Origin of the sequence: Actinoplanes aureus (assembly GCF_015704865.1) — a bacterium.
GTDB classification, from domain to species: Bacteria; Actinomycetota; Actinomycetes; order Mycobacteriales; family Micromonosporaceae; genus Actinoplanes; species Actinoplanes aureus.
In genome coordinates, this window is the sequence record NZ_JADQTO010000032.1 from 60,409 (window position 1) to 78,475 (window position 18,067).

At 70.8% G+C, this 18,067-nt stretch carries 12 protein-coding genes; 11 read left to right on the forward strand and 1 reads right to left on the reverse strand.

Annotated features, from left to right (window positions below; genetic code table 11):
- Positions 1 to 59 precede the first annotated feature (59 nt).
- The 5 genes from I4J89_RS41605 (at position 60) to I4J89_RS41625 (ending at position 10,043) form a co-directional block, all read left to right on the forward strand.
- Entirely contained in the window at positions 60 to 1,145 is a 1,086-nt protein-coding gene (locus I4J89_RS41605; protein ID WP_196419726.1) for a hypothetical protein, read from the forward strand.
- A gap of 190 nt (positions 1,146 to 1,335) precedes the next feature.
- On the forward strand, positions 1,336 to 7,278 hold the full coding sequence (locus I4J89_RS41610) for a CLIPPER-2 domain-containing protein (protein ID WP_196419727.1): 5,943 nt from the start codon (positions 1,336 to 1,338) through the stop codon (positions 7,276 to 7,278).
- A gap of 41 nt (positions 7,279 to 7,319) precedes the next feature.
- Positions 7,320 to 7,979, forward strand: a complete 660-nt coding sequence (locus I4J89_RS41615; RefSeq protein WP_196419728.1) for a GntR family transcriptional regulator — start codon at positions 7,320 to 7,322, stop codon at positions 7,977 to 7,979.
- Entirely contained in the window at positions 7,966 to 8,973 is a 1,008-nt protein-coding gene (locus tag I4J89_RS41620) for a 1-aminocyclopropane-1-carboxylate deaminase (RefSeq protein WP_196419729.1), read from the forward strand. Before I4J89_RS41615 ends, I4J89_RS41620 begins: the two co-directional genes overlap by 14 nt.
- 119 nt (positions 8,974 to 9,092) lie before the next feature.
- Positions 9,093 to 10,043, forward strand: coding sequence for an intradiol ring-cleavage dioxygenase (locus tag I4J89_RS41625; protein WP_196419730.1), 951 nt, complete (start codon positions 9,093 to 9,095; stop codon positions 10,041 to 10,043).
- Positions 10,044 to 10,195: 152 nt separating this feature from the next.
- On the opposite strand, the gene I4J89_RS41630 is transcribed toward I4J89_RS41625, so the two are convergent.
- A complete protein-coding gene (locus I4J89_RS41630) occupies positions 10,196 to 11,224 on the reverse strand; it encodes a LacI family DNA-binding transcriptional regulator (RefSeq protein WP_196419731.1) in 1,029 nt (342 codons plus the stop codon).
- Positions 11,225 to 11,357: 133 nt separating this feature from the next.
- Between I4J89_RS41630 and I4J89_RS41635 the strand changes: the two genes are divergently transcribed.
- The 6 genes from I4J89_RS41635 (at position 11,358) to I4J89_RS41660 (ending at position 17,901) form a co-directional block, all read left to right on the forward strand.
- Positions 11,358 to 12,653, forward strand: coding sequence for an ABC transporter substrate-binding protein (locus tag I4J89_RS41635; RefSeq protein WP_196419732.1), 1,296 nt, complete (start codon positions 11,358 to 11,360; stop codon positions 12,651 to 12,653).
- Complete coding sequence (locus tag I4J89_RS41640; protein WP_309238705.1) at positions 12,650 to 13,561, forward strand: carbohydrate ABC transporter permease; 912 nt, start codon at positions 12,650 to 12,652, stop codon at positions 13,559 to 13,561. Before I4J89_RS41635 ends, I4J89_RS41640 begins: the two co-directional genes overlap by 4 nt.
- Complete coding sequence (locus I4J89_RS41645; protein ID WP_196419733.1) at positions 13,561 to 14,367, forward strand: carbohydrate ABC transporter permease; 807 nt, start codon at positions 13,561 to 13,563, stop codon at positions 14,365 to 14,367. Before I4J89_RS41640 ends, I4J89_RS41645 begins: the two co-directional genes overlap by 1 nt.
- A gap of 3 nt (positions 14,368 to 14,370) precedes the next feature.
- A complete protein-coding gene (locus I4J89_RS41650; protein WP_196419734.1) occupies positions 14,371 to 16,233 on the forward strand; it encodes a glycoside hydrolase family 127 protein in 1,863 nt (620 codons plus the stop codon).
- Positions 16,234 to 16,366: 133 nt separating this feature from the next.
- Positions 16,367 to 16,705: a PadR family transcriptional regulator gene (locus I4J89_RS41655; RefSeq protein ID WP_196419735.1), complete on the forward strand. Its 339-nt coding sequence runs from the start codon at positions 16,367 to 16,369 to the stop codon at positions 16,703 to 16,705.
- Complete coding sequence (locus I4J89_RS41660; RefSeq protein WP_196419736.1) at positions 16,705 to 17,901, forward strand: tellurite resistance TerB family protein; 1,197 nt, start codon at positions 16,705 to 16,707, stop codon at positions 17,899 to 17,901. The genes I4J89_RS41655 and I4J89_RS41660 overlap by 1 nt, the downstream gene beginning before the upstream one ends.
- Positions 17,902 to 18,067: the final 166 nt, after the last annotated feature.

Genomic DNA, 18,067 nt, shown 5'->3' on the forward strand with positions numbered 1-18,067 from the left:
GGATCGCCGAATAGCAATTATTTGCCGCTATATCCGCAGGTCAGAGGCGGTATTTCTGAATGCATGATTCGTCGCTGGAACCGCCCTATGGTGAGGCGATGGGAATTCTGAAAAACAAGGTGGTAAGGCTTGCCGCCGGTTTTCCGCTCACGCTCGGACTCTCGGTCGGGGTCGGGCTGCCGATGGTGGTCGCCGACGTCGCGGGGGTCGCGCGTCCGGCTGCCGCCGCGCCCGTCGCCCCGGCGTCGCTCAAGGACGCGCTGCTGGAGCTGGACGATCTTCCGGCGGGGTACGGGCCTCTGGACTTCGATCCCGCCGAGTCGATCGCCGGGATGCTGGAGCAGGGTGAGGCGGGTGGCGACCCGTGTGCGGTACCGGATGTCGCCGAGCTCACTCCGGACACACCTGTCGCGCCGGATCGGCCTCTGAAGGGCGACAAGCCTGTGAAGGGCGAGAAGCCTGTGAAGGGCGAGAAGCCTGTGAAGGGCGAGAAGCCTGTGAAGGGCGAGAAGCCTGTGAAGGGCGAGAAGCCTGTGAAGGGCGACAAGCCTGTGAAGGGCGACAAGCCCGTGAAGGGCGAGGAGCCGATCAAGGGTGAGCCGCCTACCAAGGGCGAGCCACCCACCAAGATCGACTTGCCTGATCCGGAGGACCGGCCCTCGGTCAAGGGTGACAAGCCCATCAAGGGTGACAAGCCCATCAAGGGTGACAAGCCCATCAAGGGCGACCAGCCGGCCAAGGTCACCACCGTCGAGCCGGACCTCGAAGCGGTCTCCTTCATCAAGGGCACGGAAGGACCGGTGCTCATGGAGACCCTGTACGACGCCGGTCGCCGGCAGGCCCGCACCCTGGTCCAGCAGGCCGCGGAGGTCCTGGAGCGCTGCCCGGACGCGGAGAACGACGGCGTCCGGATCGAGTCGTCGCCGCTGCCGAAGATGCCGCAGTTCGGTGACGAGTCGATCGCGATGTCGATGGTGGTCACGCTGAAGGAGAAGGGCTACGAGCTCTCCGTGCTCGGCAAGCTGGTCGCCATCGCGTACGACGATGTCTATGTCACGGTCGCCCTGGTCGGCGTGCCGGCTCCCAGCACCAGCGAGCTGAAGAGAATCGCCAAGATCGCGCTGCGCAAGCTCGAGGAAAGCTAGGGCCGGAGGGAGCGAAGCCGGCGTGAAGCGCCGGCTTCGCTCGGATAAAACCAGTAGATACTGGAAAAACACGACTTAGTTTTACTTCTGCGTCGTAACTTACCCCTGAACGACGTGGCGGCTGGACTGCCCGGACGGGATCGGGTGCCTGTTGATTTCGCAGAACTGTGCACGCCTCAGCGTGATCATCATGTTGGCCTCTCTCTGGCTCGTCCTCCCGGAAGCGTTGACCGGACCGGCACGAGCCGCCCAGACCTCCTGCGCGTCGCCGGTGACGCTGGCGAACGGCGACTTCGAAGCCCCGGTGATCCCCGCCGCCACGATGCAGCTGATCAAAGAGGGCGACATGCCCGGATGGCTGACCACCGCCCAGGACAACGTCTTCGAGCTGTGGCGGGAGGTCCGGCAGGGCTTCACCTCCGGCTCCGGCCACCAGTTCGTCGAGCTCAACGCCAACTTCGTCTCGCAGCTCTACCAGGATCTGCCCACCACACCCGGCGTGACGCTGCGCTGGGAGCTCAAGCATCGCGGCCGGCTGGGCACCGACGTGATGGCGGTGAAGATCGGACCGCCGCCGGTGGGCAACGCCCCGTTCGCTCCCAACCAGAGCACGACGATCTCCAACGGCGCGGCGGCCTGGGGCACCTCGTCCGGGATCTACACGGTGCCTCCCGGCCAGACGCGGACCCGGTTCGGCTTCGACTCCATCTCGACCGCCCAGAACAAGCCGACCTACGGCAACTTCCTCGACGGCATCTCGTTCGGTACGGCGTCCTGCCTGGAGAGCACGACCACGGTTTCCAGCGTGTCCGGCGGCGCCACGGCCAACGTCGGCGACGTGCTCACGTACACGGTCAACACGCAGAACAAGGGTGGCAACCCGGCGAAGGCCGTGGTGATGACCGACGATCTGCCGGCGAACGTGACGTTCGTACCCGGCTCGATCCGGTCCCTCACCGGGTCGAGCAGCAACACCGTCACCGACGACGCGGACTCCGACACCGGCGAGTACGACGCGGCCAGCCGGACGGTCCGGGTCCGGGCCGGCGCGGGTGCCGGCTCCGCCGCCGGTGGCGCCGTCCCGGTGGCCGAGAGCCGGTCCTTCTCCTATCAGGTACGGGTCACCGCGGCCGCCGCCACCTCGACGCTCGTCAACGAGGCCGCCGTGACCTACCGCGACGACCTCACCGGCTCCACGCTGACCTCGATCTCGAGCAGCGCCTCGACCGTCGTCGCCGCGGCGGCGAACCTCGCGATCACCGCCGTGGTCGCGGCCCCGGGTGTGGTCGCCGGCCGGACCGCGACCACCGACATCACGATCGTCAACAACGGTCCGGACACGGCGAACGCGGTGCAGGCGAGCGCCGCCGTCCCGTTCGGGATCGTCAACGTCACGGCGAGTTCGTCACCGGGCGCCTGTACGGTGAACGCCCCGGCGGTCACCTGCTCCATCGGCTCCCTGCCGGCCGGTGCCACCGCCTCCATGACGGTGTCCGGACTGGTGATACCGCAGGCCACGCCCGGAGCACAGGCGACACTCACCGCATCGGTGGCGAGCAGCACGTTCGAGATCAGCCAGGCCGACAACGCCACCTCGGTGAGCGACACGGTGGCCACGCTGACCGACCTGGACGTCGGGATGACGTACTCCCCGGCCCAGCCGGTCGCCGGTGACACGGTGACCTACCGGGCGACCGTGACCAACAACGGACCGTCCACCGCGCTGGGTGTCACCCTCACCGACCCGATCACCACCGGGTCCACCTTCAGCAGCGCGAACCCCGCCGGCGCCGGCTCCTGCACCTACGTCGGGAGCATCCTGCGGACCCTGACGTGCACCTGGCCCAGCCTCGCTGCGGGAGCGACCACCTGGGTGGACGTCCTGGTGGAGCTGGGCAACGAGAGCGACTCGATCCACAACGTCGCCTCGGTGACCTCGTCCACCCCGGAGTCCGACGTCACCGACAACAACGCCTCGGTCAAGGCGCAAAGCACCTCGCGGGCCAACCTGGGTGTCCGGCTGACCCTCGAGCAGAGCACCGCGAAGCCGGGCGACGAGGTGCCGTTCACGCTGGTGGTCACCAACCATGGGCCGTCGACGGCGACGAACGTCTCGTTCAACACCGTGGTACCGGCCGGCTTCACGATCGTCCGTGCGGCCAGTCCGTTCTGCACCGCCACGGCCTGCACCATCCAGGAACTGCCGTCCGGGGCGGTGATCCCGATCAGGGGCAAGGCGGTGGTCGGCCCGGCCGCGGCGGCCGGTGTCCAGCAGGCCAGCACCACGATCATCTCGCCGACCACCGACCCGGTCCCGGGCAACGAGACCTCGGTGGTCTCGTTCACCATCGAGCTGGAAGCGGACCTCCGGGTGTCGCAGGTGCTGAGCAACTCGACCACGCCGGCGGATCCGCTGGTCGCCGGTGAGCAGGTGCGCGGCGTCGTCACCGTCACCAACGACGGCACCACCCGGGCCGAGGGTGTGGTGCTGCGCCAGGCCGTTCCGGCCGGCCGGCCGGTTCCGACCGCCAACCCGAGTGCCGGCTCGTGTGACTTCCAGGGCACCCGGGCACCGGACGGGACCACGGCGGACGGTGGCACCTATGTCTGCAACCTGCCGACGCTCGCCTCCACCGGCACCACGAGCTGGGAGATCGTCTTCGACGGGGTGCTTCTCTCGGCTGGCTACTCGAACACGGTCTACACGCGTACCGCGACGGTCTCGGCGACGTCGCCGGACCCGGACGCCTCCGACAACACCGTGGTCACCACCCGGCAGGTGGAGCGCCGCTCCGACCTGAGGGTCACCAAGGCCCTCACGCCGGGTCCGCCGCTGGTGCAGACCGGTGACGTGGGCTTCGTGATCACCGTCCGCAACCTCGGCCCGTCCGATGCCGCCGGTGTGCTGCTGCGCGAGGATCCACCGGCGGGCCTGCTCCTCGTCCGGGGTGTGCCGAGCGCCGGGAGCTACGACGACGCGGCGCTGACCTGGAGCCTGCCGAACCTGACGGTCGCCGAGGGGAGTCAGACGCTGACCATCGACGGCGTCGCTCAGGGCAGCGGCACGCTCGTCGTCTGGACCCGGGTGGTCGCCTCCGGCAGCACCGATCCGGACTCCGGCAACAACGCCACGTCGGCCGCCGTCACCGCCGCCGCAGCAGCGCCGAGCCTGTCCGTCTCGGTGCAGGCCACTCTCAACCCCGCGTCGGCCATCGGAGCGGGCGTCGGCACCACCCTCGGCTACGTGTACCGGGTGACCAACACCGGCAACCTCGCGCTCAACCAGCTCACCGCCACCGGCACCCGTGGTGTGGCCGGGGTCTGCGGTAACACCACGCTGGCTCCGGGCGCGTTCACCGACTGCGCGGCCGGCGGCTACACGGTCACCTCCGGCGACATCACCTCCGGTGCGCCGATCGGCAACACGGTCACGGTGACGGCGGCCAGCGTGGTCGACGCCGGGCCGGTCCAGTACGCCAGGGTGACCTCCAGCGTGCCGGTCGTGGTGGCGCGGCCCTCGCTCGTCGCCGTGGTCACGCCGAAGGTCATGACGGCCGGTCACCAGTACGCCGCGGCCGTCACCGACGAGATCGAGTACGACTACCGGGTCACCAACAACGGCAACGTCGAGATGGTGGACATCGCCCTGACCGACACGAAGACCGGCCCGGTCACCTGTCTCGGGCAGACCACATTGGCCATCGGGGCGGCCATGACGTGTTCCACCCTGCCGGGTGCCGGATACCCGGTGACGCAGCCCGACGTGGACGCCGGCCTGCCGATCATCGACGCGGCCTCGATCAGCGCCAAGCAGAGCGGTTCCACGACCACCGAGACATACGGCCCCTTTCACGCGAGCGTGACCGTCGCGCCGCCGGCACCCGCCCTGAGCATCGCGGTGACCTCGCCGATCACCACGCCGGTGGCGGCGGGCGGCGCGGTCACCTACCGGTACACGCTGCGCAACACCGGCAACGTCACCATCAACCACCTGGCCGTGATCGACTCGAAGGTCAGCGGCAACGACTGCCCGACCAGCATCGACGCCGGTGACACGGTCACCTGTGAGTCGGCGCCGGCCCAGCCGTACGTGGTCACCCAGGGCGACATCGACGCCGGTGGTCCGTTGCACAACGACACCATCGTCACCGGGCAGGGCGTCACGCCGGGCAGCGCCACGGCGGCCGCGGAGGGCGGCGCGTCGGTGACCGTGGTCGCGGCCCGGCCGGACCTGAGCATCACGTCCACCACCTCGATCACCCCGGCGCAGCACGTGTCCGGTGTGGTGCCGGGTGACCGCATCGACGTGGACTACCGGGTACGCAACACCGGCAACGTGACCATGCATGACATCACCGTCTCGGACACTCTCGCCGGCTCGGGCAGCTGCCCCGGCACCGACCTGGCGGTGGGCGACGACATGGTGTGCACCGCTGCCCCGTACACGGTGACCCAGGCCGACATGGACCGGGGGACGATCAGCTCGGCGGCGCGGGTGCGCGGGCGCGGCCCGCTTCAGACCGAAGCGGTCGAGTACGGCACGACGCCGGTGAGCGTCACGGTCTCCTACGGCTCGCCCGCCCTGATCCTCACGGCAGCGGCCACGGTCAGCCCCGCCGGCCACCGCACCGCCGTCGACGAGGGCGACGAGATCGGCTACGAGTACGTGGTGACCAACGCCGGCATGGTCACGATGCGGCAGATCGAGGTGGTGGACAGCCGGTTCGGCCGGGCCGACTGCCCGGGCACCGTGCTCGCCCCCGGCGACTCGCTGGTCTGCGGCTCCGCCCAGGTCTACACCGTGACCAGCGACGACGTCGACGCCGGCGGGGAGATCGTCAACGAGGTGTCGGTGGCCGGCCGCACACCCGGCGGCCAGGACGTGGCCTACCCGCCGGTGCTCGTCGGGGTCGGCGTGCTGGTCTCGGAGCCGGCTCTGCGGGCGCGGATCATCCCGGTGGTGGAGCCCGCGGCGCACCAGAACGCCGCCGAGGCCGGCGACACCCTCACGTTCCGCTACGAGGTGGTCAACGCCGGCAACCAGCCGATGACCGGTATCGCGGTCGCCGCCGGGCGGGGCGGCACGGTGCGCTGCCCGGCGACCAGCCTGGGCCTGCGCGAGAGCATGATCTGTACGGGTCCGGCGTACACCGTCACCCGGGACGACGTGGACGCCGGCGTACCGATCACCGACCGGGTCACGCTGACCGGGTCGGGTCCCGGTTCCGGCGGCCCGCGGACGTTCGGCCCGTTCGAGGGGAGCGCCGGCGTGGTCGCGGCCCGGCCGGCGCTGACCCTGGAGATGTCGGCCGGCGTCTTCGTGGCGGCGCAGGGCTCCGACGTCCAGGCCGGCAACCTGATCCGGTACGGCTACACGGTCACCAACTCCGGCAACGTGACCGTTCGTGATCTCGTCGTCGTCGACCCCTTGGTCGGGTCGGTCACCTGCCGCGCCACCGAGCTCGCGGCCGGCGAAGACACCGGCTGTACCGCCGACCGCCCGTACCGGGTCACCCAGGCCGACGTCGACGCGGCCCGGCCGCTCCAGGCTCGCGCGTACGCCCGGGGGACCTGGTCCGGCGCGAACCGTGCCGTCGCCTCCGGCCAGGCGCGAACCTCGGTGCCGGTCGTCGCGTCCAGCCCGAGGCTGTCCGCCGCGCAGCAGGCCGCGTGGTCCGACACCGACGGCGACGGCGAGCTGAGCACCCGCGACGAGGTCGTCTCCACCGTGCTGGTCACCAACACCGGCAACGTCACCCTGGTCAACGTGCGCGTCACCGGCCTGCCCGCCGCGGTCGCCTGCCCCGGCACCCGGATCGCCCCCAGCGGGTCGATGACCTGCGTCTCCGGGGTCTACCACCTGAGTGCCGCGGACATCACCCGCGGTAGGCACACCTACGAGGTCAAGGTGAGCGGCGACCTGACCGTCGCGGACTCTCCGGGAGCCGAGGCCCGCGCGCCGTCGACGGTGGTCGTACCGGCCGGGCCGAAATCCTCCGCGCCGCCGTCCCCGGCACCGGCGCCGGGCACGGTTCCGGTCACCGGTGGGCCGGGCCAGCCCACCATGGTCATCGGCTTCGCCATGATCATCACCGGCATCGCCCTGCTGCTCCTTCCCCGCCGCCCCCGCTGAGCCCTTGCGGGCACCTGCCGTTGGTATCTAACATTTCAGTTGTGGAGAGCATCGGACGGTACCTGCTGCGGGACGCGGCCTACGAGCGGATCCGCGGCGCGATCGTGGACGGCACTCTGCCACCCGGCGCCGCGCTGCGCCCCGACGACCTGGCCGAGCGGCTCGGTCTCTCCCGGGCGCCGATCCGGGAGGCGATCTCCCGCCTGACCGGCGAGGGCCTCGTCGAGACGAAACCGCAGAGCTACACCCGGGTCACCGCGGTGGTGGCGAAGGACGTCGAGGACGCGGCCGCCGTGCTCGGGGCGATGCACCAGCTCGCCGTACACAACATCGCCGGAAAGCTCTCCACCGACCAGCTGGCAGCGATGCGCACGGCCAACGCCCGATTCGCCGCCGCCGTCGCCGCGGGCGACGTCGAGGCGGCCCTGGCCGCCGACGACGAGGTGCACGCCATCCCCCTGGCCGCTTACGGCAATGCCGCGGCCAGCGGCACCGTCGAGAGATACACCCCTCTGGTACGCCGAGCCGAACGTCTCCTGTTCACCTCTCCGCAGGCGTCCCGCTCGGTGCGGCTGCACGACGACCTGATCGAAGCCCTGGCCGCGCGCGACGAGGCGCGGGCCGTCGCCGTTAACGCGGAGATCTGGGGCCACCTGCACCACAGCGTCGACCTCGAGGAGCCTCCCTATGCCGCTCAGTGACTTCCCCCGCCACCCGCTGCTGTTCGGCCCGTCGCCGGTGCACCGGCTCGACCGTCTCACCCGCCACCTCGGCGGCGCGACGATCTGGGCCAAACGGGAGGACTGCAACTCCGGCATCGCGTACGGCGGTAACAAGACCCGCAAGCTGGAGTATCTGGTGGCCGACGCGCTCGCCCGCGGCGCCGACACACTGGTCTCGATCGGCGGCGTCCAGTCCAACCACACCCGCCAGGTCGCCGCGGTCGCCGCCGCCACCGGCCTCAGGTGCGTGCTGGTCCAGGAGAGCTGGGTGGACTGGCCGGACAGCGTCTACGACAAGGTCGGCAACATCCTGATCAGCCGGCTCGCGGGCGCGGACGTGCGGCTGGTCAAGGCCGGGTTCGGCATCGGTTTCAAGGAGAGCTGGGACGCGGCGATCGCCGAGGTCGAGGCCTCCGGGGGTACGCCGTACGCGATCCCGGCCGGCGCCTCGGACCACCGGCTCGGCGGGCTCGGCTTCGCGAACTGGGCGTACGAGGTGATCGAGCAGGAGCGTGACCTGGGCGTCTTCTTCGACACGATCATCGTCTGCTCGGTGACCGGCAGCACCCAGGCCGGCATGATCGCCGGGTTCGCCGCCGCCGGTGGCCGGCCGCGCCGGGTGATCGGCATCGACGGTTCGGCGAAGCCCACCGAGACCCGCGACCAGGTGGCCCGGATCGCCCGCGCGACGGCCGCGTTGATCGGCGTGGAGCGCGACCTGACCGAGGACGAGATCATCCTGGACGAGCGCTACCACGCCGGGATCTACGGCATCCCCGACGAGTCCACGCTGGACGCGATGCGGCTGGCCGCACGCACCGAGGGCATGGTCACCGACCCGGTCTACGAGGGCAAGTCGATGGCCGGGCTGATCGACCTGGTCCGGCGCGGTGAGATCGCCCCGAGGTCCAACGTCCTCTACGCCCACCTCGGCGGGCAGCCGGCCCTCAACGCGTACTCCGCGCTCTTCTGAGAAGCGATGCGCCCGGCCTCTCTCATGGCCCGCGCACAGCGCAGCCATAGATTGCGGTGCTTGCATGGCCTCAGGCAACCGGCACATGCGGAGGATCAGTGACAAGGCAGCAGAGATCTATGTATCAGGGGCGACGTCTGCCGAATCCGGCCGAGGAGGTGTTCGACCAGGGCCTCGGGTTCGATCTCGGCACGCTTGTCGGCCGCCGGCAGATCCTGCGGGCGTTCGGCGCCGGCGCGGTCGCACTGGGGCTCGCGGCGTGCACCAACGACACGAGCTCGACCAGCACGGCGACCACGTCGTCCGGTGAGATCCCGGACGAGACGGCGGGACCGTACCCGGGTGACGGCTCGAACGGCCCGGACGTCCTGGAGCAGAGCGGCATCGTGCGCCGCGACATCCGGTCCAGTTTCGGCGACGCGAGCGGTACGGCCGAGGGCGTGCCGATGACCCTGGAACTGACCGTCAAGGATCTGGCGAACGGCGGCGGCGTCTTCGCCGGGGTGGCCGTCTACGTCTGGCACTGCGACCGGGCGGGCCTCTACTCGATGTACTCCGAGGGCGTCACCGAGGAGAACTATCTGCGCGGGGTCCAGATCGCCGACGACTCCGGCAAGGTGACCTTCACCAGCATCTTCCCGGCCTGTTACACCGGCCGGTGGCCGCACGTGCACTTCGAGGTCTACCCCGACCAGGCGAGCATCGCCGACTCCACGAAGGCGATCGCCACATCCCAGGTGGCTCTGCCGAAGCAGGTCTGCGATGTCGTCTTCAAGGAGACCGGGTACGAGCAGTCGGTCACCAACCTGGCGCAGCTGACCCTGGCGACCGACAACGTCTTCGGCGAGGACGGCGGCGCCAGCCAGCTGGCCACCGTGACCGGGGACGTGGGCAGCGGTTATCTGGTCGCGCTCACGGTCGGCGTGGACACCCGGACGACGCCTGCCGGCGGCGGGGCACCCGCCGGGGGTGGCGGCCGGCCCGGCGGAGCCCCGCCGAGCGGTGCTCCGGGTGGCCCGGGCGGTGCGCCGCCCTCCGGCGCGCCGGGTGGTCAGCCGCCGGCGGCCTGATTCCGTGCCGGCCCCGGCGTGACCCGCGCTGGGGCCGCGCGGCGGCAGGTGGCCGCGTAGTGCCACCGCGGGACCCGTGGATTGAATTTCCGGGACGGCTCACGGCGTACCGGAAAAGCTTGCTCAGCCAGACCCTCGCATCGCGTGCGAGATCAGGCGGCCACGGTGGATTCGCGGGGGACCAGCCGGCAGGGGATCTGTTCGACGCCGGAGCCGAGGGCGCCGTCGAAGGCGGCGGCGAGGCGTTCGGCGGCGACCCGGCCGAGGGTCTCCAGGTTCATGTCGATGCTGGACAGCGGCGGCCGTGAGCTGGTCGCGAAGATCTCCCAGTTGTCGAAGCCGATCACCGCCACGTCGCGCGGCACCTCCAGGCCCTCCTCGTGCAGGGCGTCGATCACCCCGCGGGCGATCTGGTCGGAGCCGGCGAAGACCGCGTCGATGGCGACGTGCTGTGCCAGCAGCGTCCGGGTGGCGCTGCGACCCCACGCCTCGGTCCAGGCGCCGAAGTGCACCCGATCGCCGGCGAGCGGCAGACCGCGTGCGGCGAGCTCGGCCAGCGCGCCCTTGGCCCGGTCCTGAGCGGCGCCGTAGGTCGGGTCGCCGGTGATGTGCGCGATCGTGCGGCGGCCGAGGCCGGTCAGGTGCTCGATCGCCATCCGGCCGGCCGTGACGTTGTCGCTGACCAGAGAGAGGTCGTCGGGATCGGCGGACGGTGCGTACGCGTACACGACCGGCACCGGCAGGTCCCGCCCGATGGACGGTCGCGGGTCGGGCCGGGCGCCGACCACGATCAGCCCGTCGACCCGGCGGCTGAGCAGCGTCCGCAGGTGGTGTCCCTCGCGGATGGCGTCGCCGCGCGCGTCGCAGAGCAGCACGCTCGTCCGGTCGGCGCCGAAGGCGTCCTCGGCGCCCATCAGGATCGGGATGGACAGCCGTCCCTCCAGGTCGGAGGTGAGCAGCCCGACCATGCCGGTACGGCCGGCGACCAGGCCGCGGGCCAGAGTGTTCGGCGAGTACGCCAGCAGGGCGGCCGCCTCCAGCACCTCGGCCCGAGTGGTGGCCGAAACATGTTTCCGGCCGTTGAGCGCCTTGGAGGCGGTGGCGATCGAGACGCCGGCCAGCCTGGCCACATCGTGCAGGGTGGCGGGCCGGCCGGTGGCGTGCCGTTCGGTAGAGGTCACCCGGCATTCCTCCGTATCGCGCGACGACAGACAACACGGTAGCGCCTCGCACACTCTTGACCATCGATGTGACTGAGGTTACTTTCGGAAAGCGTTTTCGGAATATCACCAGGCCGATCTCTGGAGATGGTCCATGACCAGAACCCGACGCATTCTCACCGCCGTGATGGCCGTCGTCCTTGCCACCGGGCTCACAGCCTGTGGCGGCGACGCCGAGGAGAACAGCGGCGCCGTCGACACCGGCGGCACCGAGGGCACCGACGACGGCGCCAAACTGACACTGTGGACCCGCGCTCCGCTGGAGGCGCAGGCCAAACTGCTCGTCGACGCGTACAACAAGAGCCATAAGAACCAGGTCGAGCTGACCATCGTGCCGAACGACGACTACGTGGCGAAGGTCGGTGCCGCAGCCGGCAGCGGCGACCTGCCCGACCTGTTCGCCGCGGACATCGTCTACGTGCCGAACTGGACCGAGGCCGGCCTCTTCGCCGACCTCACCCAGCAGATCGACGCGTTGCCGTACGTCGGGCAGATCAACAAGGGCCACCTCGAGGCCGGCACCCGCGAGGGGAAGAAGTACGTCCTGCCGTTCGTGCTCGACCTCTCGGTGATGTTCTGGAACAAGGACCTCTACCGCGAGGCGGGCCTGGACCCGGAGAAGGGCCCGGCGAACCTGACCGAGTTCAAGGACCACGCCCTCGCCATCCAGAAACTCAACAAGAAGGGCACCTACGGCACCTCGTTCGGCGGCAACTGCGGCGGCTGCGGTGTCTTCACCTGGTTCCCGATGGTCTGGGCCTCCGGCGAGGAGGTGATGAACGCCGACGGCACCGAGTCGCTGCTCGCCGGCAACGCCGCCAAGCAGGTCTACTCGACCTGGCGGGATCTGTGGGCCGCCGGCGCGGTCGACCCGAGCAGCCGGGACGAGACCGGTGCGACCTGGGTGGCCGGCTTCCAGGAGGGGCGGATCGGCGTGATGCCGTACCCGGCCACCCTGCTCGCCACCGCCGACAAGACCGTCAAGGTCGGCGTCACCCCGCTGCCCGGCGTCAGTGGCGGCGCCTCCACCTTCGTCGGCGGCGACGGCATCGGCATCTCCAAGGACTCGCAGAAGACCGCACAGGCGTGGAACTTCCTGTCCTGGATGATGTCCGAGGACGCGCAGGTCAAGGTGCTCGCCGCCAACAACACCGTGGTCTCGCGGGCCGATCTCGCCGACAACGAGTACTCCCGCAAGGACCCGCGGGTCCTGGCGATCAACGAGGTGGCCGGTGCGCCGGCCAGCAAGACGCCGGTGGCGAAGAACTTCCAGCAGGCCTTCAACGCGGCCGGCAGCCCGTGGGTCGCGCTCTTCCGCGACCAGGTCTTCGCCGGCGGCACCGACCCCACCGCCGGCAACAGCGCGATCACCGAGGTCCTCGGGCAGTGACCGCGACGTTGCACAAGCCGCCCCCGGCCCGCCCGGGGGCGGCCCCAACCCCGCTTCGGCGCCGGCGCCAGGCACTCACCGGTTGGGCGTACGCGACGCCGACCGCGCTCTTCGTCCTGATCTTCTTCGCCGTCCCCGTCCTGCTGGTCGCCCAGATGTCGGTCTCCGACTGGGGCCTGTTCGCCGGCAACCGCGGCCTGAACGCGCCGGAGAACTTCGTCGACGCGGTCGGCCAGCGGCTGTTCTGGCCGGCGGTGTGGTTCACCGTGAAGTACACGGTGATCACCACGGTGCTGCTCATCGTGCTCGCCCTGGGGCTGGCGCTGCTCGTCCAGGAGGCGACCCGGTGGAGCGCCTTCCTGCGTACCGCGATCCTGGTGCCGAGCGCGCTCGGACTCGCCTCGGCGTCCCTGCTGTTCTACGCGCTCTACTCGCCGCAGAGCAGCCCGCTCGGCTTCCTCGGCGTCGGCTCGTTCCTGGGCACCCCGGACCGTGCGCTCTGGTCCACGGTCGCGCTGATCGTCTGGCGGTTCGCCGGCTTCTACATGCTCCTGCTGCTCGTCGCGTTGCAGGGCATCTCCGCCGACGTCTACGAGGCGGCCGAGATGGACGGTGCCGGCCGCTGGCGAACCTTCGTCTCGGTCACGCTGCCGCTGCTGCGCTCGGCGCTCGCGCTGTGCACGATCCTCTGCGTCACCGGCTCGCTGCTCGCCTTCGACCAGTTCTACATTCTGACCAAGGGCGGCCCGGACAACAGCACGGTCACGATCGTCCAGCTCATCTACAACGCCGCGTTCGCCGGCGCCAACGACCTCGGCCTCGCGGCGGCACTCTCGATCATCGTGCTCGGCGCCCTGCTGATCCTGAACGCCGGACAGTTCCGCTGGCTGAGTGGAAAGGAGAGCTGATGCGGCGGATGCCCTACTACGTCTTCACCGGCTCGCTCGCGCTGCTGTTCCTCTTCCCGTTGCTCTGGGCGGGCTTCGCGTCGGTCTCACCGCAGGGCGGCACCGCGCAGACCGACGGCTGGGGATTCGCCAACTACGGCACCCTCGCCGACTACCAGGCCGGCATCTGGCAGTACCTGCTCAACAGCGTGATCGTCTCCGGCCTGACCGTGCTGTTCACGCTCTCCGTCTCGCTGCTCGGCGGCTATGCGTTCGCCCGGTTCCGGTTCCCCGGCAAGAACGCGCTCTTCCTGCTCACCCTGGCCATCCTGATGGTCCCGTACGCGACGCTGCTGATCCCGCTCTACGTGCTGCTCAACCGCATCGGGCTGCAGAATTCGCTGCTCGGGCTGGCCCTGGTGCTCACCATGTTCCAGCTGCCGTTCGCCACGTTCATGATGCGGATCTCGTTCGAGGCGGTGCCCATCGAGCTGGAGGAGGCCGCGCTCGTCGACGGGTGCGGCTCGGTCCGCGCGCTGCTGCGGGTGCTGTTGCCGGCGGTCCGGCCCGGCCTGATCACGGTCGGCCTGTTCGCCTTCCTCGCCGCGTGGAACGACTTCATCACCCCGCTCGTGCTGATCAGCGACGCCGACAAGGCGCCCCTGCCGCTGGCCGTCGCCAACCTGCGCCAACAGGTCATGGGGATCATCGACTACGGCGCCACCGAAGCCGGTGTGGTCGTGCTGGCACTCCCGTGCATCCTGCTGTTCCTCGCCCTCCAACGGCAGTACATCCGCGGCTTCATGTCCGGCGCACTGAAAGGCTGAGCGATGACCGACGAGACAGGCGGACCCGTACGGCCACGCCGATCCAGGCTGCGACCGCTTGCCCCGGACCGGGTGCGGATCCTCGACGGGTTCTGGGCCGAGCTCCAGGACCGCAACCGGCGGGCGATCCTGCCGCACATCGACCACTGGCTGGAACGAGCCGGCTGGCTCGGCAACTTCGCCGCGGACCCGGGCGACCGCCGGGGCCGTGAGTTCTCCGACAGCGAGATCTACAAGTACCTCGAGGCACTCGCCTGGGAGCTGGGTCGCGACCCGGACCCGGTGCTGGCCGAGCGGTATGACGCGATCGTGGCCCGGGTTGCCGCGGCTCAGCAGCCCGACGGCTACCTGAACACCTGGTTCGGACGGCCCGGGCAGGGGGCCCGCTGGTCGGATCTGGCGTGGGGGCACGAGCTGTACTGCCTGGGACACCTCATCCAGGCGGCGGTGGCCCGGGCGCGTACCGGGCACCCCGACGACCTGCTGGTGCGGGTCGCCTGCCGGGCCGCCGACCTGGTGTGCGCGACGTTCGGCGCCGACGGCCTGGCCACCGTGGACGGGCACCCGGTCATCGAGCCGGCGCTGGTCGAGCTCTACCGGGTCACCGGCGAGCCCCGCTACCTGGAACAGGCCCGGCTCTTCCTGGAACGGCGTGGCCGGCACGTGCTGCCGGAGATCGAATGGGGCCGCGAGTACTACCAGGACGACCTGCCGATCCGCGAGGCGACGGTGTTCCGCGGGCACGCGGTCCGGGCCGTGTACCTGGCCGCCGGTGCGCTCGATCTCGCCGACGAGACCGGCGACGGTGAGCTCCTCGACGCGGTGACCGGGCAGTGGCGGCGGACCGTGGCCCGGCGCGTCTACCTGACCGGCGGCATCGGTTCCCGGCACCAGGACGAGGCGATCGGCGAGGACTTCGTGCTGCCTCCCGACCGGGCGTACTCGGAGACCTGCGCGTCGGTCGGCTCGGTGATGGTGGCCTGGCGGCTGCTGCTCGCCCACGGCGACCCGGTCGCCGCCGACCTGATCGAGCGGACGCTCTACAACGTGGTCGCCACCTCCCCGGCGGCCGACGGGCGGGCCTTCTTCTACGCCAACACCCTGCACCACCGCGCGCCCGGACCGCCGCCCGACCCGGACCGGCCGCACCCGCGGCCCACCGCGCCGGTGCGGGCGCCCTGGTTCGATGTCTCCTGCTGTCCCACGAACGTGGCCCGCACCGTGGCCGGGCTGAGCGGCTACGTGGCGACTTCCGACGACGACGGGATCCAGCTGCACCAGTACGTGACCGGGACGATCGACGGCCGGCTGACGGTCACCACGCGGTATCCGGCCGACGGAGAGATCCGGGTGCGCGTCGACCAGGACTCGGACGAGCCGTGGACGCTCTCGCTGCGGGTACCGGCCTGGGCCGGGGACGGCGCGACACTCACGGTGGGTGGGCACACCTGGGAGGCCGAGCCGGGGTACGTGAGCGAGCGGCGCCGCTGGCAGCGGGGTGACGAGGCGCTGCTCTGCCTGCCGATGATGCCCCGCTTCACCCATCCCGACCCGCGGGTCGACGCCGTGCGCGGGTGCGTCGCGGTGGAGCGGGGGCCGCTGGTGTACGCCCTCGAATCCGTGGACCTGCCGGACGGGATGGGCGTCGACGAGGTGCGGATCGACGCGGAGACGCCTCCGCGCCTGGTCGACGGCCGGGTCGTCGTACGCGGCCGGCGGATCTCGATCGCGGACCGGGAGTCGCCCTATGCGGCTGAGCCACCCTCGGTGGTCGCCGACGATCTCGGCGAGATCCCGCTGGTGGCCTATCACGCCTGGGCCAACCGCGGCCCGTCCAGCATGCGGGTCTGGCTCCCCACGGACTGATCCGGTTTCTGGCCCGCCGCCCTGGGGCGGCGGGCCTTCTTGTTTGCTGCTAGTCTGAGTTTCGACTAGTCGGGAAACCTGTCTAGTCGATGTCGAGCTTTAGTGGTGAATCTGATCGGGTGGGAGGGGCGGCATGTCGCAAGACCCGGAAGCCGGCTGGGTGCGGGCCGCGCTCGAGTTGGCCGTCCTGGCCGCGCTCACCGACGGCGACCGGCACGGTTATGCACTGGGCCAGCGGATCACCGAGCAGGGGCTCGGCACGATCCGCGGCGGCGTGCTCTACCCGGTGCTCAACCGGATGGAGGCCGACGCCGTGGTCGAGGCCACCTGGCACGCCGGCCAGGGCGGCCCCGGCCGCAAGGTCTATGCGATCACCGAGGCCGGCCGGGAGCGGCTGGCCCGGCAGCGGGAGTCCTGGAGCCGCTTCGCGGACACCATGAGCCGCTTTCTCGAGCAGACGACGGAGGCATGATGTCCGCGATCGATGACTACGAGGCCTCGTTCGACCACTGGGAGTGGCAGGCCAGGCAAGCCCTGGGCCGACGCGGTATCGGATATCACCAGGCGACACCGCTGATCGAGGAGGCTCGCGAGCATCACGCCGTGAGCGGCGACGAGGACGCGAGGCAGGCGCTGGGCACGCCCGAGCAGTTCGCGGCCGACGTGGCCGCCACCAACCCGGAGCTGCTCGCCGGCCGGGACGCCCATGGCCAGACCCCTTGGGATTACGTCACCGATGGGCTGTTCTTGGTCGCCTGCCAGGGCATCCTGGTCGCTCTGGTGGGCGCCTGGGCGAACCGCGGTCTCACCATCCCGCTCACCGTCGCCGGGTTGACCGGGACCGTGCTGGTCGCCGCGGCCGCGCTGGCCTTCGCCAGCGTTCCCGGCGCGTTGCGTGCCGCCGGCCATCCGCGCCTGGCCCCGTGGGGCTTCGCCGCGGCCGGTGTTCTGGTGCTGGCCGCGGCGTCCGCCTTCGCCTATCTGCCGAAGACCCGGATGGGTGAGCTCCCGGTGCTGGTCCTGCTGGCCGTCTCGCTGTTCGCCTGCTGGTATCTGACCCATCCCGGCCCTGCGCCGGCTGCGGTCGCCACCGGCCGGTCACCCGGTTCCGGCCCTGCCGATTCCGGCCTGACTGATTCCGGCCCTGCCGATTCCGGCTTGGCTGATTCCGACCTGGCCGACTCCAGCCCGGCTGTTTCGGATCCGGCTGGTTCCGGTTTGGCCGCCGGGGGTGGCCGGGGTCGCGGCGCCAACGGCGACCCTATCGATCCCGGCGCCTGGTTCACCCGGCTGAGGGCTGTCCTGGTGGGCCGTTTCGACGTGCCGGCCGAGCGTGCCGCTGAGCTGGTCGCCGAGGCGCGGGCCCACGTCGCTGAGACGGGCGCCCTCCCGTCCGAGGAGTTCCCCTCCCTCGACGAGTACGCACGCGAGCTCGCCGACGCCGAGCCCGTCCGCCGCGGTCCGTGGTGGCGCGGCCCCGCCGCAGCTCTGCTGGCGACCGTCTTCGTCATCGGCTGGGGGCTCTACGTCGTGGTCGAGGCCGTCGTCGAGCGCAACTGGGGGGTGATGATCCTCGGACTGCTCGCCGCACCGCTGGCCGTCAGCATGGCCCGGACTCGCTTCCGCGCCTGGTCCACCACCCGCCCACCGCGGCCGGCCGGGACCTGATCTGCTCGGTCGTTGCCGTCAGCATCGCCCGGCGTCGCTTCCGCGCGTGGTCCACCACCCGCCTACCGCGCCCCGGCCGGGACCTGATCTGCTCCGCCGTTGGCCGCCGGCATCGCTGCCGCGCCTGGGCGGCCCCCACATCGTGTCTGTGTGGGCGCTGATCCGT